General features: G+C 69.5%; 20 protein-coding genes and 2 tRNA genes. 15 read left to right on the top strand and 7 right to left on the bottom strand.

The window, feature by feature from the left end; all coding sequences use genetic code 11:
- Positions 1-6: 6 nt before the first annotated feature.
- Complete coding sequence (locus tag AC1VWI_RS17190) at positions 7-972, bottom strand: magnesium transporter CorA family protein (RefSeq protein ID WP_499511891.1); 966 nt, start codon at positions 970-972, stop codon at positions 7-9.
- Between the two features lie 323 nt (positions 973-1,295).
- Here AC1VWI_RS17190 and AC1VWI_RS17185 point away from each other — a divergent pair, with 323 nt between their 5' ends.
- Positions 1,296-1,658, top strand: a complete 363-nt coding sequence (locus tag AC1VWI_RS17185; RefSeq protein ID WP_499511890.1) for a hypothetical protein — start codon at positions 1,296-1,298, stop codon at positions 1,656-1,658.
- Positions 1,659-2,201: 543 nt separating this feature from the next.
- Here AC1VWI_RS17185 and AC1VWI_RS17180 read toward each other — a convergent pair.
- The 4 genes from AC1VWI_RS17180 to AC1VWI_RS17165 form a co-directional block, all read right to left on the bottom strand.
- Positions 2,202-3,686 carry an FG-GAP and VCBS repeat-containing protein gene (locus AC1VWI_RS17180; RefSeq protein ID WP_499511889.1) on the bottom strand — a complete coding sequence of 495 codons (1,485 nt, stop codon included), beginning with the start codon at positions 3,684-3,686 and terminating at the stop codon, positions 2,202-2,204.
- A 59-nt stretch (positions 3,687-3,745) separates the two neighbouring features.
- Positions 3,746-3,895 (bottom strand): hypothetical protein, encoded by a 150-nt coding sequence (locus AC1VWI_RS17175; protein WP_499511888.1) that lies wholly within the window; start codon positions 3,893-3,895, stop codon positions 3,746-3,748.
- A gap of 661 nt (positions 3,896-4,556) precedes the next feature.
- Positions 4,557-5,129, bottom strand: a complete 573-nt coding sequence (locus AC1VWI_RS17170) for a hypothetical protein (RefSeq protein WP_499511887.1) — start codon at positions 5,127-5,129, stop codon at positions 4,557-4,559.
- A 109-nt stretch (positions 5,130-5,238) separates the two neighbouring features.
- Complete coding sequence (locus AC1VWI_RS17165) at positions 5,239-6,006, bottom strand: GntR family transcriptional regulator (RefSeq protein ID WP_499511886.1); 768 nt, start codon at positions 6,004-6,006, stop codon at positions 5,239-5,241.
- Between the two features lie 233 nt (positions 6,007-6,239).
- On the opposite strand from AC1VWI_RS17165, the gene AC1VWI_RS17160 reads away from it, so the two are divergent.
- Genes AC1VWI_RS17160 through AC1VWI_RS17145 form a run of 4 tightly spaced genes read left to right on the top strand, consistent with a single transcriptional unit; the run spans position 6,240 to position 9,314 of the window.
- Positions 6,240-6,569 (top strand): hypothetical protein, encoded by a 330-nt coding sequence (locus tag AC1VWI_RS17160; protein WP_499511885.1) that lies wholly within the window; start codon positions 6,240-6,242, stop codon positions 6,567-6,569.
- A 26-nt stretch (positions 6,570-6,595) separates the two neighbouring features.
- Positions 6,596-7,993, top strand: a complete 1,398-nt coding sequence (gene repSA, locus AC1VWI_RS17155; RefSeq protein ID WP_499511884.1) for a replication initiator protein RepSA — start codon at positions 6,596-6,598, stop codon at positions 7,991-7,993.
- The gene (locus tag AC1VWI_RS17150; RefSeq protein WP_499511883.1) at positions 7,987-8,202 is read left to right on the top strand and encodes a helix-turn-helix domain-containing protein; all 216 of its coding nucleotides are present in this window, start codon (positions 7,987-7,989) and stop codon (positions 8,200-8,202) included. The genes repSA and AC1VWI_RS17150 overlap by 7 nt, the downstream gene beginning before the upstream one ends.
- Positions 8,202-9,314 carry a tyrosine-type recombinase/integrase gene (locus AC1VWI_RS17145; protein WP_499511882.1) on the top strand — a complete coding sequence of 371 codons (1,113 nt, stop codon included), beginning with the start codon at positions 8,202-8,204 and terminating at the stop codon, positions 9,312-9,314. Before AC1VWI_RS17150 ends, AC1VWI_RS17145 begins: the two co-directional genes overlap by 1 nt.
- Before the next feature lie 101 nt (positions 9,315-9,415).
- On the opposite strand, the gene AC1VWI_RS17140 is transcribed toward AC1VWI_RS17145, so the two are convergent.
- A tRNA-Gly gene (locus AC1VWI_RS17140) sits at positions 9,416-9,486 on the bottom strand.
- A 111-nt stretch (positions 9,487-9,597) separates the two neighbouring features.
- On the opposite strand from AC1VWI_RS17140, the gene AC1VWI_RS17135 reads away from it, so the two are divergent.
- The 5 genes from AC1VWI_RS17135 to clpX all read left to right on the top strand — a co-directional run bounded on the left by AC1VWI_RS17135 (position 9,598) and on the right by clpX (position 14,274).
- A tRNA-Pro gene (locus AC1VWI_RS17135) sits at positions 9,598-9,674 on the top strand.
- A gap of 165 nt (positions 9,675-9,839) precedes the next feature.
- A complete protein-coding gene (gene tig / locus AC1VWI_RS17130) occupies positions 9,840-11,234 on the top strand; it encodes a trigger factor (protein ID WP_499511881.1) in 1,395 nt (464 codons plus the stop codon).
- Positions 11,235-11,475: 241 nt separating this feature from the next.
- Positions 11,476-12,078 carry an ATP-dependent Clp protease proteolytic subunit gene (locus tag AC1VWI_RS17125; RefSeq protein ID WP_319156002.1) on the top strand — a complete coding sequence of 201 codons (603 nt, stop codon included), beginning with the start codon at positions 11,476-11,478 and terminating at the stop codon, positions 12,076-12,078.
- A 99-nt stretch (positions 12,079-12,177) separates the two neighbouring features.
- Complete coding sequence (locus AC1VWI_RS17120; protein ID WP_499516835.1) at positions 12,178-12,813, top strand: ATP-dependent Clp protease proteolytic subunit; 636 nt, start codon at positions 12,178-12,180, stop codon at positions 12,811-12,813.
- Between the two features lie 174 nt (positions 12,814-12,987).
- A complete protein-coding gene (gene clpX / locus AC1VWI_RS17115; protein WP_329187895.1) occupies positions 12,988-14,274 on the top strand; it encodes an ATP-dependent Clp protease ATP-binding subunit ClpX in 1,287 nt (428 codons plus the stop codon).
- A 67-nt stretch (positions 14,275-14,341) separates the two neighbouring features.
- Here clpX and AC1VWI_RS17110 read toward each other — a convergent pair whose 3' ends face one another.
- A complete protein-coding gene (locus AC1VWI_RS17110) occupies positions 14,342-15,214 on the bottom strand; it encodes a hypothetical protein (protein ID WP_499511880.1) in 873 nt (290 codons plus the stop codon).
- Between the two features lie 407 nt (positions 15,215-15,621).
- Here AC1VWI_RS17110 and AC1VWI_RS17105 point away from each other — a divergent pair, with 407 nt between their 5' ends.
- From AC1VWI_RS17105 to AC1VWI_RS17085, 5 genes are all read left to right on the top strand, one after another.
- Positions 15,622-18,258 (top strand): valine--tRNA ligase, encoded by a 2,637-nt coding sequence (locus AC1VWI_RS17105; protein WP_499511879.1) that lies wholly within the window; start codon positions 15,622-15,624, stop codon positions 18,256-18,258.
- Positions 18,259-18,385: 127 nt separating this feature from the next.
- The gene (gene folC / locus AC1VWI_RS17100) at positions 18,386-19,870 is read left to right on the top strand and encodes a bifunctional tetrahydrofolate synthase/dihydrofolate synthase (RefSeq protein WP_499516834.1); all 1,485 of its coding nucleotides are present in this window, start codon (positions 18,386-18,388) and stop codon (positions 19,868-19,870) included.
- Positions 19,871-19,894: 24 nt separating this feature from the next.
- Positions 19,895-20,230: a DUF4233 domain-containing protein gene (locus AC1VWI_RS17095; protein WP_499511878.1), complete on the top strand. Its 336-nt coding sequence runs from the start codon at positions 19,895-19,897 to the stop codon at positions 20,228-20,230.
- Between the two features lie 95 nt (positions 20,231-20,325).
- The gene (gene ndk, locus AC1VWI_RS17090) at positions 20,326-20,739 is read left to right on the top strand and encodes a nucleoside-diphosphate kinase (RefSeq protein ID WP_499511877.1); all 414 of its coding nucleotides are present in this window, start codon (positions 20,326-20,328) and stop codon (positions 20,737-20,739) included.
- Positions 20,740-21,054: 315 nt separating this feature from the next.
- Complete coding sequence (locus tag AC1VWI_RS17085) at positions 21,055-22,074, top strand: rod shape-determining protein (protein WP_499516833.1); 1,020 nt, start codon at positions 21,055-21,057, stop codon at positions 22,072-22,074.
- Positions 22,075-22,169 lie beyond the last annotated feature (95 nt).

The raw sequence follows: 22,169 nt of genomic DNA, 5'->3' as shown, positions 1-22,169 counted from the left end.
AGGCGCTCAGCGGTCGTCGCGCCCGTCGTCGCGCAGTCTGCGCCAGATGCGGGTGCGGTGGAGCACGTAGACGGCGACCGACAGGACGAGCGCCTGCAGTCCCACGGCGAGCAGCCAGAAGACGACCTTGCTCTCCAACTCGTCGGTCATGTACGTGAAGTTCATGCCGAAGAAGCCGGTCAGGAAGGTCAGCGGAAGGAAGATCGTCGACACGATGGCCAACCGGTTGATCACACCGTTCTGCTCGCCGGACACCAGGGAGGAGTAGCTGGCGAACGCCCGCCGGGCGGCGTCCTGGAGCGACTCGATGCTGGAGAGCACCATCCGCGCGGCCCGCTGGTACGAGGTGGCCAGCCGCTGCCGCTCCTCCGGGAAGCTGCCGCTCATCATCCGCCGGGTGATGGTCTCGTCGGTCGCCTGCAGGTACGGCAGCAGGGAGTGGTGCAGCAGCGCCGCGCGCCGCCGCAGCTGCGCCAGCCGGTACACCTGCTGCGGGTTCCGGCTCTCGAACATCTCGTCCTCGAGGTCCTCCACCTGCAGCAGCGCTTCCACGGCGGACTTGCGGAAGGTCTCCAGGGCGTCCTCCAGCAGCAGGAAGAGCGCGGCGGTGGTGTCCGCGGGCCGTTCGTGCGGCAGCCGGGTGACGAACCGCCCGACGACCGTGTTCGGACCTCGGTGGACCGTGACCAGGTACCGCCCGGTCACGAAGACGTGGAGGTGGGCGACCTCGTCGTCCTCGATGACCGGTACGACGAACCGGGCGTTGTCCCCGTGGAACTCCGCCCGCGCGCTCTCGCCCTCCCTGCCCAGCCACGCCAGGTCCTCGGCCTCCAAGCCGAGTTCGTGGGCGATCGGCGCCTCGTCGGGCCGTCCTTCCCCGGGCACCTCGATGTCCACGAGCAGGAAGCGCGACGCCGCGAGCCGCTCCCGCGCCTCCGACACGGCGGCGCGGGCGACGGTGCCCTCGGGCATCGACACCACCGTAACGATCATCGTTTCTCACCGTGGATCACCGGCACACCACCCAGCCTGCGCAGACTCCGGCGTCCACGCATGCGGAGGTGCCCGGTCCAGGGGATCCGCGTACCGGCGGGCCGTCTTTTAACCAGCCCCCGGTCGCATGTCAAGCCCCGAAATGCAGCGACGTGACGCGGGCGGAACGCCGGGGCTTACTGGAGTCAAGAGGTCGCGCAATACCGACCGAAAGGAACCACCGGGACATTCCCCCCGGTGCCGGAATACCCGAAAAGGGGTCATCCGGAATCCCCGCCCCGCATCGCCTGAGGAGAACTGTCATGTCCCGCACCCGCAAGATCGTCATGCTGACCGCCGCCACCACCCTCGCCGCCGGTGGCGCCCTGCTCCCGACCAGCGCGTTCGCGGCCGCCCCCGCCCACGTCAGCGCCGTCCAGGCGGCACCCCAGCAGCACAGCCTTCACGTCGCTGACGGCGGCGGGGTGAACAACAACATCCCCCTCTTCAACAACACCGGTGGCTTCTTCGGGGGCCAGGTGAACAACAACATCCCGGTCTTCAACAACGGCGGCGGTGGTTTCTTCGGGGGTGGGGTGAACAACAACATCCCGGTCTTCAACAACGGGGGTGGCGGTTTCTTCGGGGGTGGGGTGAACAACAACATCCCGGTCTTCAACAACTGATCCCCCAGCCCACCACCCGGGCGCGGCCGGCCCCCACCCCGGTCGCGCCACCCCGTCGGGGTGGTCCGCCAGGTGGCCCGCACGTCCACGGGCTTCGTGGGGCGGGGAACGGACGAGGCCCCAGGCCGACGAACACGTCGCTGACCTGGGGCCTCGTCCTGCAGAGCGGGCGACGGGAATCGAACCCGCGTAGCCAGTTTGGAAGACTGAGGCTGCGGTCCCCGCTCACCTGGGCGGACGCTGACCTGCGGCAACGCGGCGCTTTCACTGCTGTTCCCCGTGGCTCCCCGTTTGGCACCGCCTCACCTGGCACGGCTATGGCACGCCCGATCCCCTCGATGCGAACTATGGGCGCGACGGTCGCTGGGGTCTGCCGGGCATGGTCGCCGGTTCCCGGTCGCGTTTCGGCGCCCTTCGTTGCGCCGGAGCACCCGGCGATCTCCGCGAGCAGCGCCAGTGCGGTGGCCGTGGCGCAGAGGGCGGTGCGTCTCCGGGCTCGCATCGAGCGCTCCTTCAGGTGTGTGCGGTGTCCCGCCCCGGCGGTCAGCCGGCGAGGCGGGTGCCGAGGCGGTAGGCCTTGGCGGCGCCGAAGGCCGCGGGGGCGAACAGGCGGACGTCGTCGGTGCTCAGGCCCGTGGTCGTGCCGCGGAACGTCAGGACGCTCCCGGTGTCCTTGTTCTCCCCGGGGGCGGAGACGACGAGGTCGGTCCTGCCGTCGTTGTCGACGTCGCTGAGGAGCAGGCGCTCGCCGAAGCGGTCGCGGGTCTCGCTGCGGCCGGGGACGCCGGGTGTGTCCTGGTTGAGGACCTGACCGCGTGTGGTCACCAGGCCCTTGCCGGAGCCGGGCAGGAGCAGCACCCTGCCGGCGTTGGTGGCAGGGTCCGCGGTGTATCCGGGGAAGCCGATGGCCAGGTCGGCGTAGCCGTCGCCGTTGGTGTCGCCGAGGGCGATGGTTCGGGGGGCGAATCCGGACTTCCCGTACGAGCGGATGCCGGGGGACTGCGCGTTGACGATCTGGTCGCGGCGCCCCTTGCCCGGGCCGTCGGGGCTGCCGTAGGTGACGCTCACTCGCAGGCCAGGGTCGGGGGAACGGAACTCGGAGTCCCCGACGGCGATGTCCACGTAGCCGTCGTGATCGATGTCCCCGAGCACAACGGAGTCACCGGTGGAGATCACGCCGGTCTTCCGCAAACCCTGCCTGGTGCCTTCGTACAGCAGGACGGGTGCCAGCGGCCGGTCGTTCGTCGCGCCCTCCCGAGGTTGGGGGTTGATCAGCAGGTCTGCGATGTCGTCCCCCGTCGCGTCGCCCGCGGTGAGGACCATGTTGTGGAGGCCTCCCATGTCGCCGGGGATGTCGGGGTCGTGCGGGAGCCGGTGGATGCCGGGCCGGGGGCCCTTGCGGGTGAAGCCGTTCACGTAGATCCACACGTCGGGGACCTCGACGCCCCACCACGCCACGGCGAGCTCGTCGCGGCTGTCGCCGTTGAAGTCGCCGATCGCCAGGCTGATGACGTTGTGCGCCGCGAGACCGGGCCGCGTGGGTCTTCCGAACACCGTGCCGCTGGTGACGCCGTCGGGTCCGCCCCAGTAGACGGTCCTGGAGATGGCGAGGTCGGTGTAGCCGTCGTCGTCGAGGTCGCCCCAGGCGATGTCCGGCCCGGACGAGGCGAGGCCGAAGCGCGACTGGCCCGCAACGTGGGGGCTGCCGTGGGTGAGGACGGTGCGGTGGCGGCCGTCCAGGCCGTCCTCGTTGCCGTACATCACCACGACCGTCGGCCCACCGGCTCCGCCGCCGCTGCCCCCGGGCGTGTCGACAGCCACGTCGTTGTAGCCGTCGCCGTTGAAGTCGGCGCGGGGCAAGCGGTTGGTCACCCTGGGGCCCGAGGGCGGGGCGTTGTCGAGGGCACGGGTGGTGGCCGTGGCCCGGGGCTTGCCGGACGGAGGTCCCCCGGAGCACGCCGCCACCCCGCACAGGAGCGCCGCCACCACCGTGAGGAACGGGACCACGCCAGATCTGCGGGACCGCATCAAGTCTCCCCTCCGTCCAGTCACTTGCCTCTCCGCCCCTGCCGGGAGACGCAAGTGACCTACTCGACCGCCGAGCCCCCGGTTTGGTTGTGCGGATCATGCGTCGGGCCGTGGCGCGAGAAGTGGTCGGTCAGCGCGTCGAGGACGGCCCGGACCGCCGGGGAGGTCCAGCGTCCGCGGCGGCGGAGTTGCCGGTCGCCCTCGGTCACGGTGGTTGCTGACTCCGCTGCTGTACAGCCCCAGCTGCAGACTGCTTCGGTCTATGGACGCTATACGAGGGACGTCTCGTGGACTGCCTCACACCGACCGCTACCTCGTCCCAGGGCACACGGTCACCGGCGTCTTTACGCAGACCGACCGGCCCCGTCATTCGTAGCCGACTGCCTGTGCCGGTCAGGACCCACCGCCTGCTGGCCATCGAACCGAGGGCGACGTAGCGGCTTTGGGCGGGAGCTGCCATGGGGCGAGAGATCGGGGCCCGTAAGCTTGCCGCGACTCGGGCAGTCTCTGGACCTGCCCGCAATAGCCCGATGTGGGCCCCGATCTTCGAGGCTCGCCCCATGGCGGCTGCGTAAAGCCGCGGAGCCGACCGCCCCAGCCGCAGCGGGTTTCCACTCAGCACCCCTTCGCCGTCTGGCGGGCGGCCGGCGGCTGGGCCAGAGCGGGACGAAGGCAGGAGCGTCGGCCCGAGGCGCCGGGCCGCGCGCCGCCGCGCTGTGCGCGGCGGGAGCGCCTTGATGAGGTAGAGAAACCTGTAACAGGCCTGGTCAGGCGGCCATGTGTGGCTTCACCTGATGCTTGACGCTGCGGCGGCTCCAGTGCTTGCGCCCATCCTCACCTCGGCTGGGCTGACATCGCTGACCATCGTCGTCAGCCTTCTGTACTTCCCGGAGAGAGACCGACGGCGGTAGCGGCCTCGTGCGTGAACACGGTCATTACGTCGTCGGTTCCGAGCCAGAAACGCCCGTCTGGCGGCCACTGGACCGAACGGCCAGAGACAAGCCACGCTGTGGTAGCAGGTGCACGAAGCTCGACAGCAACCGGCAGCCGGAGTCCGGAGTCGCCCTCGGACCAGAGGATGTAGGCGCCCACCAGCGGAACTCCGATGAGCCCTGACCAAGAGGGATGGTCAGTTACAACCACGGCTGGCGTCCCTCCGGGCTGTCCGATCATGCCCAGGTGGCTGGACATGGGCTCTCGGAAGACCTCCAAACCGTAGTAGTCAAAACTATGGCCCCACACTGCCGAATAGCACGTGCCGTTCTCGGCGAGCAAGCCGACGCCCATCGTGGGCTCGTGCCACACTCCGAAGTCCCACTCCTCGACCTCGGTGCCATCGTCACCGCAGCTCAGCGGGTAGTAGGTCACTTCTACAAGGCGTGCACCGCGCAGACTTTCGACCGATCTCTCATATTCATCCTCAGTGAGCTTGGGCGACCGCATCTCACGATTGTCGTGGCCCTTCACCGGCCCAGGCATCCGAGATTGTTTGAATGCCGAACGGAGCCAACGCCGTCTCCCTCGCTGTTGAGCAGCCAATCATCAGGGCTGGTCAGGCCTCGTCGGCTGGTGGCACCGGCACGTTGTAGGTCAGCGTGTAGCGATCGGCTGCGACGATGATGTCGGCGGTCTCGACCGGGCGTTCTCCGGCGAAGTAGGTCCTGGTGATCGCCATGACGGGCACGCCGGGCGCGATCTGCAAGGACTCGCTCTCGTATGGGCGCGGAGATCGGGCGTTCACGTCCTCGGTCACGTGGGTGATGTGCAGCCCAATCGCGTCCATGCGGGGGACCACGCCGGTGATCGCACCGCCTTCCGGCTGCTCGACGGGCGTCCCCTCGGTGGTGGCGAGTGCTTCGTATGAGGTGGACAGCATGATGGGCTCGTCGTCTGCGAAGAACCGGTAGTTGGTCCGCGTCACCGGGTCGCCCGGCTCGATGCCGAGACGCTCGGCGATCGCCTTCGTCGCCGTGGTGCGGCGGCTCTGGTACTCCCATTCGGAGCGGCGGCCCTCGGCTTCGGTGGCGCGCTTCATAGGTGAGCTGGTCGGTCTCTTGCCGTAGAGGTCGCCGAGGACCCGCCGGCGCATGGGGCGTTGCTCGCGGACGAAGGTGCCCCGGCCCTGCTGCTTGAGGACCAAGCCTTCGTTCTGCAGGACTTCCACCGCGTTGCGGATCACGATGCGCGATACGCCGTAGTCGCTCATCAGTTCGGACTCGGACGGCAGCTTGTCTCCGGCGCGCAGGGTGTCGCCGGTGATCTGCTGTCGGATGTCGTCGGCGATCTGCAAGTACGCCGGTCGCCCCTGGAATGTGGCCATCGCGCTGGTCTCTCCGTCTACTCGATAGAACAAGTAGACCATGCGTCCCCTAAGAGCCGATAGATAGACCTCAGCGCACCCTTGGTAAGTCGTCCTACTCGTTATAACCTTTCCTTTAGTAGATGCTTCACGCCTGAGAGTGATCATCGGCCGTTCGGTCAACGAGAAGGAGCGACGCCCCTACCGCCAAGCAGATGCGTCGCTCCCTGATCCCACAAAGGGGAGTTCCCATCATGCCTGAATCTGCTCTCACTGTCCGGTCTGGTTCCGGGCGCGGTTGCGCGGCCTGCGGCGAGACCCGGTGTGCCGTCCCGGCCGACTGCCTGTACTGGCTGACCTCCCGTCCCTGGGGTCCCTGCGCGGACTGCGAGGGGACCGGTTGGGCCGGGGAGTTGTCTCCGTGCATCTTCTGCGAGACGTGCGTCGGTTCGGGCCTGGAGGAGTACACCCCGGCCAGCCTGCCCGCGCAGGGCCTCAGCGACCGGACGCAGGCCCGCTTCACCGCCCACATCGAACGGCTGCGCGCCCTGGTCCCGGATGCCGTGATGGCGGTGGTCGCGTGACCTTGACGCAGGTTGCCCCGGCGGCCGTGGCTGATGTTGCGGCCGCCTGCGGCACTGAGCCGCTGACCCTGGCCGACGCGCTGCGGGTCGCCAACGATCCGGGGTTCGAGCGCTGGCGCGAACAGATCCAGCGCACCGGAGGCTGCGCCGACCCGATCCACCTGCAAGGACTGACCGTCACCCGTGACGCCAAGTCCGGGGAAGTCCTGTACTCGTATTCGACCGAGGGGGAGCCCGGGGGCCGGTTACGGGTGGCGTGCGGCAACCGCCGTGCTTCTCGCTGCCCCTCGTGCGCCTGGACCTACGCGGGCGACACCTTCCACCTCATCCGCGCGGGGCTCACCGGGGATGAGCGCAAGGACGTGCCGGTCTCGGTCCGCACCCATCCCAAGGTCTTCGCCACCCTGACGGCTCCCTCGTTCGGGCCGGTCCACAACCGCCCCGACACCGGCCGCTGCCGCTGCGGTGTCGCCCATGGTGAGCATGACCCGGCGATCGGCACCCCGCTGGATCCCGAGCGGTACGACTACGCGGGCGCGGTGCTGTGGAACAACCACGCGGGCGACCTATGGCGGCGCTTCACCATCTACCTGCGCCGAGAGATTGCCGCCCGCGCCGGACTCTCCCAGACGGCCATGCAGGAGGCGTGCCGGGTCTCCTTCGGCAAGGTCGCCGAGTACCAGAAGCGTGGCGCCGTGCACTTCCACGCCATCGTCCGCCTCGACGGCCCTGCCGGACCCGACGACGCCCCGCCGCCATGGGCGACTGTGGCGCTGCTGGATGCCGCGATCCGCGCCGCTGCCGGACGGGTCTCCGTCCCGCTGCCCTCGGTGGCCGGCACCCACCCGGCCCGCGTCCTGCGCTGGGGCAAGCAGGTCGACGTCCGCCCCATCGGTGCCGACGACGGCCAGGAGCTGACGGAACAGGCCGTCGCCGCTTACGTGGCCAAGTACGCCACCAAAGCAGCCGAGACCACCGGCACCGTGGACCGCCGCATTGGGGAACTGGCGGAGCTGGACAACCTGACCGACCTGCCCGCGCACACACGCCGCCTGATCGAAGCCTGCTTCGACCTCGACCCGCACTACCCGGACCGCAAGCTCGCGCAGTGGGCCCACATGCTCGGCTTCCGCGGCCACTTCTCCACCAAGTCCCGCCGCTACTCCACCACCCTCACCGCGTTGCGCCAGGTCCGCGCCGACTACCGCGCCCGCCAGGAACGCCAGCAGCGCGGCTTACCCGACCCCGACGACACCTTGGAGGGTTCCACGCTCGTGCTCGCCCACTGGACCTACGCCGGACACGGCCACACGCCGGGAGAGTCCTGGCTCGCCGCCTCGATCGCCCGGGACATCGGCACCAACCGCGACACTGCCCGCGAAGCACTCGCCGACCTGCCCGACGATGAGCCGGGGGAGTGGTGAGCGTGGATCGACTCCTGACCGTGCAGGAAGTTGCGGAACTGCTGGGGACCAGCGTCCGTTTCCCCCGCCGCCTGATCGAGGAACGCCGGATCGCCTTCGTCAAGGTCGGCCGCCACGTCCGCATCCCCGAGAGCGCCGTGTCCGCGTTCATCGCGTCGAACACGGTACGCCCGGCCGCTGCGGCTCCAGGTCTGCGGGTGGTGGCGTAATGGCTGGGAAGAAACGGCAGTTCGGCAGTGTGCGCAAGCTCGCCTCCGGCCGCTATCAGGCTCGCTATCGGGGCCCGGACGGTCAGATGCGTCCTGCGCCCAACACCTTCCGGCTGAAGCGGGAGGCGGACGACTGGCTGGCCGACAAGCAGACCGAGGTGCGCCGAGGTGAGTGGATCGATCCTGACGTAGGCGCGGTGCGGTTTGGCGTGTACGCCCGAACCTGGATCGCTGAGCGGGGTGTGAGCCCGCGGACGGCGGAGCTGTACGGGTCACTGCTCCGCCTGCACTTGGGGCCGACCTTCGAGGCGGTCCCCGTCGCCGACATCACCCCCGCCGGCGTGCGGGCCTGGCGGGCTGACCGGCTGGATGCGGGCGTCGGCCCGTCTACCGTTGCGAAAGCGTATGCCCTGCTCAGGGCCATCCTGACTACGGCTGCCGAGGACCGGGTCATCCGCCGCAATCCGTGCCGGATCAAGGGCGCGAGCAAGGCGCCAACCCCTGAGCGCCCGACTGCGACCGTGGCGGAGGTCTACGCCGTGGCGGGAGCGATCCAGCCGCGCTACCGCGTTCTGGTGTTGATCGCGGCTTTGTGTGGCCTCCGTTGGGGTGAGCTGGTGGGCCTGCGTCGGCGGGACATCGACATCGACGCGGGGACGATCCGCGTGCGCCGGGCAGTCGCCGAGTTGCAGAGTGGCCAAAGGCTGATCAAGCAGCCGAAGAGCGAAGCGGGCGCCCGCACCGTGGGCATTCCCGCCGTGATCCACGCCGAGGTGGTCAGTCATCTGCGCATTTATGCCGAGACCGGGCCGGACGGGCGTGTCTTCAAAGGGCCCAAGGGCGCTACGCCCCGGCGGAACCACTTCAACAGGTTGTGGCGCAAGGCGTGCGCGGCGGTGAACGTCAAGGGCCTGCACTTCCACGACCTCCGCCACACCGGCAACACCCTGGCGGCCTCGACGGGCGCGAGCACGAAGGAACTCATGACCCGGATGGGGCACAGCTCGCCTCGTGCCGCGTTGATCTATCAGCACGCCAGCGCCCAGCGAGAACGCGTGATCGCGGACGCCGTGAGTGCCCTCATCGAGTCCGCTCGCCAACGGCCGACGTGACCCGTGTGGCACGTGTGTGGCACGGCGGCCCGGATCGGGCCGGGAACGACGAAGGCCCAGGCCGGGGAAAAGCTCCCCTGACCTGGGCCTTCGTCCTGCAGAGCGGGCGACGGGAATCGAACCCGCGTAGCCAGTTTGGAAGACTGGGGCTCTACCATTGAGCTACGCCCGCAACGGCCAGTCATTCTGGCACATCAGATCGTAGCCGATCGACCCGGCTCCCGCGCACGGCACATATGGCCGTCAGGGTGTGCGGAGGCATGTACTCTACGTGTCGCACCGACGGGGTGTGGCGCAGCTTGGTAGCGCGTCCGCTTTGGGAGCGGAAGGTCGTCGGTTCGAATCCGGCCACCCCGACCAGTGCTCGGCCGCCCTGTGCCGAGCAGGGCCCGGCCGCAGGATTGTGGTACCGGTAGGATGGGTCGTCGGCCACTGAAACGCGGAAAAGCCAGGTCGAACACCAGCCGCCCCGCACGATCGCCGAGCGGCCGCCCATCAACGTAAAGCCCCCAAGGAGACCCAACCGTGAAGAGCGCCGTCGAGACTCTGAACCCGACCCGGGTTCGACTCACTGTCGAGGTGCCCTTCGAGGAGCTCAAGCCCAGCCTCGACGCGGCGTACAAGAAGATCAACCAGCAGGTCACGGTGCCGGGCTTCCGTAAGGGCAAGATCCCCGCGCGCGTCATCGACCAGCGGTTCGGCCGTGGCGCGGTCCTCGAAGAGGCCATCAACGACGCACTGCCGAAGTTCTACACGGAGGCGGTCAACGAGGGCGAGCTCAACGTCCTCGGCCAGCCCGAGGTGGACATCACCGAGTTCAACGACGGCCAGGAGCTGAAGTTCACCGCCGAGGTGGACATCCGCCCGGTCATCGAGATCCCGGACTACTCCGGCATCGAGGTCACCGTCGACGCCGTCGAGGTGTCCGACGAGGACGTCGACAAGGCCCTGGAGCAGCTGCGGGAGCGCTTCGCCTCCACCACCGTCGTGGAGCGTGCCGCCGCCGACGGCGACGTCGTCGTCGTCGACCTGGAGGCCTCGGTCGAGGGCGAGGTGCTGGAGGACGGCGTCGCCAGCGGCGTCACCTACACCATCGGCTCCGGCCAGCTGCTCGACGGCATCGACGAGGCCGTGACCGGCCTGGAGGCCGGCGGTTCGGCCACCTTCACCTCCGAGCTCAAGGGCGGCTCCGCCGCCGGCAAGGAGGCCCAGGTCAAGGTGGACGTCACCACCGTCCAGGCCCGTGAGCTGCCCGAGCTGGACGACGACTTCGCCCAGCTGGCGAGCGAGTTCGACACCCTCGAGGAGCTCCGCGCCGACGCCGTGAAGCGCCAGGAGCGCATCAAGCAGTACGACCAGGCCACCCAGGCCCAGGAGAAGGTGCTGGACGCCCTCCTGGAGCTGGTCGACATCCCGCTGCCGGAGAAGCTGCTCAAGGACGAGATCGAGACCCGCGTCCACAACCTGGAGCACCACCAGTTCCCGGCCATGGGCCTGGACTGGGACTCCTTCCTGGAGAACGAGGGCAAGACCCGCGAGGAGTACGACCAGGAGATCGAGGGGCAGGCGAAGAAGGGCATCAAGACCCAGTTCGTCCTGGACGAGCTCGTCTCCACCGAGAAGCTCTCGGTCAACCAGGAGGAGCTCACCGAGCACCTCATGCGCCGTGCCGCCTCCTCCGGCATGAGCCCGGACCAGTTCGCCCAGGCGGTCGTCGAGGGCGGCCAGGTGCCGCTGCTCGTCGGCGAGGTCGCCCGCGGCAAGGCGCTGGCCCTGGTCGTCGAGGCCGCCACGGTCAAGGACACCAACGGCGAGGTCGTCGACCTGGAGGACGAGGAGGACGAGACCGGCGAGACGGTCGAGGCCACCTCCGAGGACACGGACGCCGAGACCGCCAAGGGTGAGGGCTCCGAGGCCTGAGCCTCGCCCCGCAGGACCATCCGACGGGCCCGGACGACCAGTTCGTCCGGGCCCGTTCTGTTCGGTTTCGCTCTCCGCTTACACCCTGCCTGCGCTGACAGCGAACAGTTCCGCGTGGGGGATTGCTGGGCCCCACCTGCGCGTTAGGGTCCGTAAGTACGAGGGCCCGTGCCCTACGAGAAGACCCTGTGACGGCGTCCGCGCCGTCCGACAACGAGCAGGTGGATACGTGACGACTCCGATGCCTTCCGCCGCCGGCGAGCCGACCATCGGTGGCCTCGGCGACCAGGTCTACAACCGGCTGCTCGGCGAGCGGATCATCTTCCTCGGCCAGCCGGTGGACGACGACATCGCCAACAAGATCACCGCGCAGCTGCTCCTCCTTGCCGCCGAGCCGGACAAGGACATCTACCTCTACATCAACAGCCCCGGCGGTTCCGTGACGGCCGGCATGGCGATCTACGACACCATGCAGTTCATCAAGAACGACGTGGTCACCATCGCCATGGGCCTCGCGGCCTCCATGGGCCAGTTCCTGCTGACGGCCGGTACCCCCGGCAAGCGCTTCTCGCTGCCGAACACCGACATCCTGATGCACCAGCCCTCCGCCGGCCTCGCCGGCTCGGCCTCGGACATCAAGATCCACGCCGAGCAGCTGCTGCGCACGAAGAAGCGCATGGCCGAGCTCATCGCGGAGCACTCCGGCCAGAGCGTCGAGGCGATCACCCGTGACTCCGACCGCGACCGCTGGTTCTCCGCCGAGGCGGCCAAGGAGTACGGCCTGATCGACGACGTCATCACGCACGCCGTGAACGTGCCGGGCGGCGGCGGCACCGGGGCCTGACCGGGCCTGACGCCCGTACTGCCCCGCAGGACCGACCCCAGCCCACTGCTCATCTTCAGGACGGTGAACGTGACCACCCAGAACTTCCCCGGCAGCGGCATGTACGACCGCACGAACGCCGCCGAGGCCCGCTACGTGGTGCCGCGCTTCGTGGAACGCACCTCGCAGGGCATCCGCGAGTACGACCCGTACGCGAAGCTCTTCGAGGAGCGCGTGATCTTCCTCGGGGTGCAGATCGACGACGCCTCCGCCAACGACGTCATGGCGCAGCTGCTGTGCCTGGAGTCGATGGACCCGGACCGCGACATCTCGGTCTACATCAACAGCCCCGGCGGCTCCTTCACGGCGCTGACGGCCATCTACGACACGATGCAGTTCGTGAAGCCCGACATCCAGACGGTCTGCATGGGCCAGGCGGCCTCCGCCGCGGCCGTGCTGCTCGCCGCCGGCACGCCCGGCAAGCGGATGGCGCTGCCGAACGCCCGCATCCTGATCCACCAGCCGTACAGCGAGACCGGCCGCGGCCAGGTCTCGGACCTGGAGATCGCCGCCAACGAGATCCTGCGGATGCGGGCCCAGCTGGAGGAGATGCTGGCCAAGCACTCCAGCACCCCGATCGAGAAGATCCGCGACGACATCGAGCGCGACAAGATCCTCACGGCCGAGGAGGCCCTCTCCTACGGTCTGGTCGACCAGATCGTCTCGACCCGCAAGGGTTCGGCGGTCGCGGTCTGACGCCCGGCAGGGCATTCTGCGACAAGAAGTCCCCTCTTGGAGCCGCGGGGTTGTGCAGGTCACGGCCCAGTAGCTCCAAGGGGGGCCCGCACTGGGGGCGCGGCAAGGTACCGTCGATAGGCAAGCACCAGGACTCGTCGAACTGACGGGACCCAGGCGAAGGGGAAGCACCTCGTGGCACGCATCGGTGACGGCGGCGATCTGCTCAAGTGCTCGTTCTGCGGAAAGAGCCAGAAGCAGGTGAAGAAGCTCATCGCAGGACCCGGTGTGTACATCTGCGACGAGTGCATCGACCTCTGCAACGAGATCATCGAGGAGGAGCTCGCCGAGTCCTCCGAGGTGCGGTGGGAGGACCTGCCGAAGCCGCGCGAGATCTACGAGTTCCTCGAGAGCTACGTCGTCGGCCAGGAGCCCGCGAAGAAGGCGCTCTCCGTGGCGGTCTACAACCACTACAAGCGGGTGCAGGCCGGTGAGAACGGCGGCGGCCGCGGCCACGACGACGGCATCGAGCTCGCCAAGTCCAACATCCTGCTGCTCGGTCCCACGGGCTCCGGCAAGACCCTGCTCGCCCAGACCCTGGCCCGGATGCTGAACGTGCCGTTCGCCATCGCGGACGCCACCGCGCTGACCGAGGCCGGGTACGTCGGCGAGGACGTCGAGAACATCCTGCTCAAGCTGATCCAGGCGGCCGACTACGACGTCAAGAAGGCCGAGACGGGGATCATCTACATCGACGAGATCGACAAGGTCGCCCGCAAGAGCGAGAACCCGTCGATCACCCGCGACGTCTCCGGCGAGGGCGTGCAGCAGGCGCTGCTGAAGATCCTGGAGGGCACCACCGCCTCGGTGCCGCCGCAGGGCGGGCGCAAGCACCCGCACCAGGAGTTCATCCAGATCGACACCACCAACGTGCTCTTCATCGTCGGCGGTGCCTTCGCCGGACTGGAGAAGATCATCGAGTCGCGGGCCGGCGCCAAGGGCATCGGTTTCGGCGCGACCATCCGCTCCAAGCGGGAGATCGACTCCGCCGACCAGTTCTCCGAGGTCATGCCGGAGGACCTGGTGAAGTTCGGCATGATCCCCGAGTTCATCGGCCGTCTGCCGGTCATCACCAGCGTGCACAACCTCGACCGTGAGGCGCTGCTGCAGATCCTGGTGGAGCCGCGCAACGCCCTGGTCAAGCAGTACCAGCGGCTCTTCGAGCTCGACGGCGTCGAGCTCGAGTTCGAGCGCGGCGCCCTGGAGGCCATCGCCGACCAGGCCATCCTCCGCCAGACCGGCGCGCGCGGCCTGCGCGCCATCATGGAGGAGGTGCTGATGTCGGTGATGTACGAGGTGCCCTCGCGCAAGGACGTCGCCCGCGTCGTCATCAGCGAGGACGTCGTCCACTCCAACGTGAACCCGACCCTGGTCCCGCGCGAGCCCCGCATCATCGGCAAGGGCGAGCAGAAGAGCGCGTAGCGCACCCCGGCACACGAAAGGGGGCGCCCGGCAGCTGCCGGGCGCCCCCTTCGCCGTACGGGGCGGGTCACTTCTTGACGCGGACCTCGTCGCGGATCTTCACGGTGCTGTCCGCCCACTCCGTGAGGGAGGGGGGCTCGGTGGCGCCGGTGATGTCGACGTTCATGTCCATGGCCATGGCGACCGTGCTGTCGTCGGCCCATGCGCAGTACGGGAAGCTGACCCCGGCCGAGCCGATCGTGCCGCACTTCATGATGTCGCCGTCGAAGCCCGTGGGGTGGACCTCCTTCGGGGCCTCGCCGCCGGAGCTGCCGGCCTTGGAGGTGAAGGCGGCGAGCATCTTGTCCAGCACGCTGCCCGGGTCGCTGACGTCACCGTAGGCGCCGGTGACGATCAGCTGCTCGGTGGCGCCCTTCTTGTAGTTTCCGGAGACCGTGGTGGCGTCGTCGATGCCGGTGTCGTCCCCGGTCTCGCCGTTGCTGAGTCCGGGGTCGTTGCCGGACTTGGCGTACTGGCCGTCCAGCAGCGTGGCCGGCATGGCGAGCTTGTGGTCACCGCCGCTGCCGCCGCTGCCCGTGAGGGCGAGGATGCCGCCGCCTATGACCGCGACGGCGACCACGACGCCGACCACGATGCCGATGATCTTGCCCTTGCCCCCGGACGGCGGCGGCGGGGCACCCCAGGCGCCCGGCTGCTGGCCGTAGGGGCCCGGCTGCTGGGCGTACGGGCCGGGCTGCTGACCGTACGGGCCGGGCTGCTGCGGGTAGCCGTAGCCGGGGGCCGGCTGCGGGGCCGTGGGCTGCTGCGGGTAGCCGTAGCCCGGTGCGGGCTGCTGGGGCGGGCCGGGCGGGACCGGTGGCTGCTGGGGGTGGCCGGGCTGGCCCCCGTAGCCAGGCTGGCCGCCGTAACCCGGCTGCGGCGGCGGCTGGTTGAAGCTCATCGGTGAGTCCCCTCGTTGAACTGCTGTCTCCTCGTACTCATCCTTGCGGATTGTTTAGGCCGTCTTTACACCGGCGTCGTCAGGACTTGGTAACAAGACGGTGCAGATGCCCGGTTGATCACCCCGACCACCGGTGCGGACCGGTACCGCCGACCCGTCCCATCTGCCGGTTTCCCGTCAGGAGTCACTCGTCCGCCGGTGGTTCGGAGGCGGCGGGCCGGCCCCCGGGGACCGGCGGGGGCCTCCCGCCCCCGGCTCCCGGCACCACGCGCCCCCCGGATCCGGACCGCGAGCGCCCCCGCCGGGCCCCGCGGAGGGCGTGCGTCCTCGGGGCCCCGTCCCCGCGCCTCGCGCCCGGGCACCGGTGGATTCGTAACGGGGCCCGCCCCGCCCGTAAACTGAGCGCCGTGACCGACAACACTCAGCAGGCCGCCGAGAGCGGACCGAACAGCGCGACCCCCGAACTGCCGACCCAGTACGCGCCGGCCGAGGTAGAGGGGCCCCTGTACGAGCGCTGGGTAGAGCGCGGTTACTTCGAGGCCGACGCCAAGAGCGACAAGAAGCCGTACACCATCGTCATCCCGCCGCCGAACGTCACCGGCAGCCTCCACCTGGGCCACGCCTTCGAGCACACGCTGATCGACGCCCTCACCCGCCGCAAGCGGATGCAGGGGTACGAGACGCTGTGGCAGCCCGGCATGGACCACGCCGGCATCGCCACGCAGAACGTCGTCGAGCGCGAGCTCGCCAAGGAGGGCAAGTCCCGCCACGACCTCGGCCGCGAGGCGTTCATCGAGCGCGTCTGGCAGTGGAAGGCGGAGTCCGGCGGGCAGATCTCCGGGCAGATGCGGCGCCTCGGTGACGGCGTCGCCTGGTCGCGTGAGCGCTTCACCATGGACGAGGGCCTGTCCAAGGCCGTCCAGACCATCTTCAAGAAGCTCTACGACGACGAGCTCATCTACCGTGCCGAGCGCATCATCAACTGGTGCCCGCGCTGTCTGACGGCCATCTCGGACATCGAGGTCGAGTACCAGGACGACGACGGCGAGCTGGTCTCGATCCGCTACGGCGAGGGCGAGGACTCCATCGTCGTCGCGACGACCCGCGCCGAGACGATGCTCGGCGACACCGCCGTCGCCGTCCACCCGGAGGACGAGCGCTACCGGCACCTCGTCGGCCGCGAGATCGAGCTGCCGCTCACCGGCCGCCGCATCCCGGTCGTCGCCGACGAGCACGTCGACCCGCAGTTCGGCACGGGCGCCGTCAAGGTGACGCCCGCGCACGACCCGAACGACTTCGAGATCGGCCAGCGCCACGGTCTGCCGAACCTCGCCGTCATGGACGAGCGCGCGGTCATCACCGCGCACGGCCCCTTCCAGGGACTGGACCGCCTGGAGGCCCGCTCCGCCATCGTCGCCGCGCTGCGCGCCGAGGGCCGGATCGTCGCCGAGAAGCGCCCGTACGTCCACTCCGTCGGCCACTGCTCGCGCTGCAAGACCACCATCGAGCCGCGGTTGTCCATGCAGTGGTGGGTCAAGGTCGGCCCGCTGGCGAAGGCCGCGGGTGACGCCGTCCGCGACGGCAAGGTCAAGATCCACCCCCAGGAGATGGAGAAGAGGTACTTCGACTGGGTCGACAACCTCCACGACTGGTGCATCTCGCGCCAGCTGTGGTGGGGTCACCGCATCCCCGTCTGGTACGGACCGGACGGCGAGATCGTCTGCGTCGGTCCCGACGAGCAGCCCCCTGGCGGCGAGGGGTGGACCCAGGAGACCGATGTCCTCGACACCTGGTTCTCCTCCGGTCTGTGGCCGTTCTCCACGCTCGGCTGGCCCGAGCAGACCGAGAGCCTCGCGAAGTTCTATCCGAACTCCGTCCTGGTCACCGGGTACGACATCCTCTTCTTCTGGGTCGCCCGGATGATGATGTTCGGTCTCTACGCGATGGACGGCACCCCGCCGTTCCACACCATCGCCCTGCACGGCATGGTCCGCGACCAGTTCGGCAAGAAGATGTCGAAGTCCTTCGGCAACGCGGTCAACCCGCTGGACTGGATGGACACCTACGGCTCCGACGCGCTGCGCTTCACGCTCGCGCGCGGTGCCAACCCCGGCACCGACGTGCCGATCGGCGAGGACTGGGTCCAGGGCTCCCGCAACTTCACCAACAAGATCTGGAACGCCACGCGCTTCGCGCTGATGAACGGCGCCACGGTCGAGGGCGACCTGCCCGCACCCGAGGAGATGTCGGCCACCGACCGCTGGATCCTGTCCCGGCTGGACGCCACGGTCGCCGAGGCCGACGCGCTCTACGACGACTACCAGTTCGCCAAGCTCAGCGACGTCCTGTTCCACTTCGCGTGGGACGAGGTCTTCGACTGGTACGTCGAGCTGTCCAAGACCACCTTCCTGGCGGGCGGCCGCCCGGCCGAGGTCTCCCGGCGGGTGCTGGGCGAGGTCCTGGACAAGCTGCTGCGGCTGCTCCACCCGGTGGTCCCCTTCGTGACCGAGACGCTGTGGACCACGCTCACCGGGCGCGAGTCGGTCGTCATCGCCGACTGGCCGGCCGACTCCGGCTTCCGCGACGCGGCCGCCGAGAAGGAGATCGCGGCGGTGCAGTCGCTGGTCACCGAGGTCCGGCGGTTCCGCGCCGACCAGGGCCTGCAGCCGGGCCAGAAGGTCCCGGCCCGGCTCGACCTCGGCTCCACCGGCCTGGAGGCCCACGAGGCGGCGGTCCGCCAGCTGCTGCGCCTGCAGCCGGAGGGAGAGGGCTTCACCGCGACGGCGACCCTGCCGGTCGCCGGCGCGACGGTCGCGCTGGACCTCTCCGGGGCGATCGACGTCGACGCCGAGCGCAAGCGGCTCGCGAAGGACCTGGCCGCCGCCGAGAAGGAGAAGGCGCAGGCCACGGCGAAGCTGGGCAACGAGGCGTTCCTCGCGAAGGCACCGGAGCCCGTCGTCGCCAAGATCCGCACCCGCCTGGCGGCAGCCGAGGCGGACATGGCCCGCATCACCGCGCAGCTGTCCTCGCTGCCGCAGGGCTGACGCAGCCGGGGTGGGCAGGCGGAAACGCCTGCCCACAACCCGGATCCACCTGGCCGCTTCGTACAATGTGGTCGTGAGCAACCCGCGCCCCGAGAACGACGAGCCCCTTTCCGACCCGCTGGCCGCGATGGGTCTGGGCGGCGACGAGGACGAAGCCGACACCGACCCCGGCCGCGAGGCCGACCTGGCGGTGATCGAGGCGGGCAGCCGTACCCTCCGGGCCGGAGGACCGGTGCCGCAGGACGACGGCGTCCCGGCCCGCCCCGCCGACCCGGAGGTCGACAAGGCCCTCCGTGAGGTCGAGGCGGAGCTGGCCGGCCGCTGGCCGGAGACGAAGCTGGAGCCGTCCCTGGACCGGATGACAGCGCTGATGGACATCCTGGGCGAGCCGCAGCGCTCCTACCCCTCGATCCACATCACCGGCACCAACGGCAAGACCAGCACCGCCCGCATGATCGAGCGGCTGCTGCTCGCCTTCGACCTGCGCACCGGCCGCTACACCAGCCCGCACGTGCAGTCCGTCACCGAGCGGATCAGCCTCGACGGCCGTCCGATCGCGCCGGAGAGCTTCATCGAGACGTACCGCGACCTCGAGCCGTACGTGCAGATGGTGGATGCCTCGCAGCCGTACCGGATGTCGTTCTTCGAGGTGCTGACCGGCATGGCGTACGCCGCCTTCGCCGACGCCCCGGTGGACGTGGCCGTCGTCGAGGTCGGCATGGGCGGCAGCTGGGACGCGACCAACGTGGTGGACGGCACGGTCGCCGTCGTGACCCCGATCGACCTGGACCACACCGACCGCCTGGGCGAGACGGCCGGCGAGATCGCCGTGGAGAAGAGCGGGATCGTCAAGAAGGACGCCACCGCCGTGCTGGCCCAGCAGCCCGTGGAGGCGGCCCAGGTGCTGCTGAAGCGGGCCGTCGAGGTGGACGCGACGGTCGCCCGGGAGGGCATGGAGTTCGGCGTCACGCACCGCGAGGTGGCCGTCGGCGGGCAGATGCTGACCCTGCGCGGTCTGGGCGGGGAGTACGAGCAGGTCTTCCTGCCGCTGCACGGTGAGCACCAGGCCCACAACGCGGCGGTGGCGCTCGCCGCGGTGGAGGCCTTCTTCGGCATCGGCACCCTGCACGCCCGCACCCTGGACGTCGACACCGTCCGCACCGCCTTCGCGGGCGTCACCTCGCCGGGCCGGCTGGAGGTCGTGCGCCGCAGCCCCGCCGTGGTGCTGGACGCGGCGCACAACCCGGCGGGGGCCCGGGCGGCGGCCGCCGCGCTGGGCGAGGCCTTCGGTTTCACCCACCTGGTGGGCGTGGTCGGGCCGAGCGGCGACAAGGACGTACGGGGGCTGCTGGAGGCCTTCGAGCCGGTCTTCACCGAGGTCGTGGTGACCCAGAACTCCACCCACCGCGCCATGGACGTGGACGAGCTGGCCGCGCTCGCGGTCGAGGTCTTCGGCGACGAGCGTGTGCAGGTCGAGCCGCGGCTGGACGACGCGATCGAGGCGGCCGTGACGCTCGCCGAGGATCAGGGCGAGTACTCCGGCGCCGGGGTGCTGATCACCGGTTCGGTGATCACCGTGGGAGAGGCCCGGCTGCTGCTGGGCCGGAAGTGACGAGCGGGAAGCGGAACCAAGCGGATGCGGACCCTGTGCGCGAGCACCCTGATCGGTGAGTTCTTCGTGATCGGCTTCGCCGGTCTGGTGGCGATGAAGCAGCCGGAGCTGACGGCCGGCACGGTATGGACGGTCAGCGGCATCGCCATGGCCCTGTGCGTGCTGCTGTGCGGCATGCTCGGGCGGCGCGGCGGGCTGGCCGTCGGCTGGCTGCTGCAGGCCGGGTTGATCGTGAGCGGCTTCGCCGTCCCGGTGATGTTCTTCCTCGGCGCGGTCTTCGCCGCCCTGTGGTGGGCCGCCGTCCACTTCGGCCGGAAGGTCGACGAGGCCAAGGCGGCGCGGGCCGCGCAGCCGGCCTGATCGCACGTCCCGTGCCCCGGACCCAGGGGGTGCCGTGGGTCGTGGGGATCCCCGGTAATGTCGTCGTACCCGCACCCGCACATAGGAGTCACACCGTGTCCCAGCGCACCCTCGTCCTTCTCAAGCCGGACGCCGTACGTCGCGGCCTGGTCGGCGAGATCCTCGGCCGCATCGAGCGCAAGGCGGACTGGAGCATCACCGCGCTGGAACTGCGCACGCTCGACCGCGCGATCCTCGAACAGCACTACGCCGAGCACGTCGGCCGGCCCTTCTACGAGCCGCTGGTGGAGTTCATGGCCTCCGGCCCGGCCGTCGCCCTCGTCGTCGAGGGCGAGCGGGTCATCGAGGGACTGCGCGCGCTGGCCGGCCCGACCGACCCGATCGCCGCCGCCCCCGGTTCGATCCGCGGCGACTTCGGCACGATCGTCCGGGAGAACCTGATCCACGCCTCGGACTCCGAGGAGTCCGCCGAGCGCGAGATCAAGATCTTCTTCCCCGGCCTGGCCTGATCCTCCGCGACGATTCGCCCCGAATTCACAGCTGACGCCCGATCAGCTCAACGGGCGGCCGGAAATTTCCCGGCCGCCCGCAGGCATATGCCGGGGGTTCGGGGGAACCAATTCCGCCGACACGGCGTCACCATTGCAGAGGACAGCTGTGTGTTCTGATGACAATGGCGGCGGAACCCTGACCCCGTGCCCCGTCGGGCGCGACTACCATGGAATCTCCGCACCTCCGGCTCGGCGCACAGCAGCGCATCCGCCGTGCTCACCCCCACATCGCTCCAGCTCGGGAAGGCCAGACGTATCCTCATGGCGAACAACATGTCGTTCATCGGCCGTGACATGGCTGTCGACCTCGGCACCGCCAACACGCTGGTGTACGTCAGGGGTCGCGGGATCGTCCTCAACGAGCCATCCGTCGTCGCCATCAACACCAATACGGGCGGCATCCTGGCGGTCGGCTCCGAAGCGAAGAAGATGATCGGCCGGACCCCCGGCAACATCGTCGCGGTCCGTCCTCTCAAGGACGGGGTGATCGCGGACTTCGAGATCACCGAGCGCATGCTGCGCTACTTCATCCTCAAGATCCACAAGCGCCGCTACCTGGCGCGCCCCCGCGTCGTGGTCTGCGTGCCCTCCGGCATCACCGGCGTCGAGCGCCGCGCCGTCATCGAGGCCGCCACCCAGGCCGGTGCGCGCCAGGTGCACATCATCGAGGAGCCCATGGCCGCCGCGATCGGCGCCGGGCTCCCGGTCCACGAGGCGACCGGCAACATGGTCGTCGACATCGGCGGCGGCACCACCGAGGTCGCCGTCATCTCGCTCGGCGGCATCGTCACCGCGCAGTCCATCCGGGTGGCGGGTGACGAGCTGGACAACGCGATCATCCAGCACATCAAGAAGGAGTACAGCCTCCTGCTGGGCGAGCGCACCGCGGAATCGATCAAGCTCACCATCGGCTCGGCCTTCGCGGTAGAGAACGAGGAGCACACCGAGATCCGCGGCCGCGACCTGGTCTCCGGCCTGCCCAAGACGGTGGTCATCTCCGCAGCCGAGGTGCGCAAGGCGATCGAGGAGCCGGTCAACGCCATCGTCGACGCGGTCAAGACGACCCTCGACAAGTGCCCGCCCGAGCTGTCCGGCGACATCATGGACCGCGGCATCGTCCTGGCCGGCGGCGGTGCGATGCTGCGCGGCCTGGACGAACGGCTGCGCCACGAGACCGGCATGCCGATCCACATCGCCGAGTCCCCGCTGGACTGCGTGGCCCTCGGCGCCGGCAAGTGCGTCGAGGAGTTCGAGGCGCTGCAGCAGGTCCTGGACGCGCAGCCGCGCAGATGAGTCCTCACGATCCGTCGTACGGGTGAAGTCCTGCCCGTACGCCGGATCGTTCTACCTCCCGGCACGGCCCATCGGGCCCACGGGCTCACACGCTC

The organism is Streptomyces sp. TOM-9 (assembly GCF_056858595.1).
Note: the sequence above shows the minus strand (reverse complement) of the source record. Positions and strands in the feature narration are given on the sequence as shown.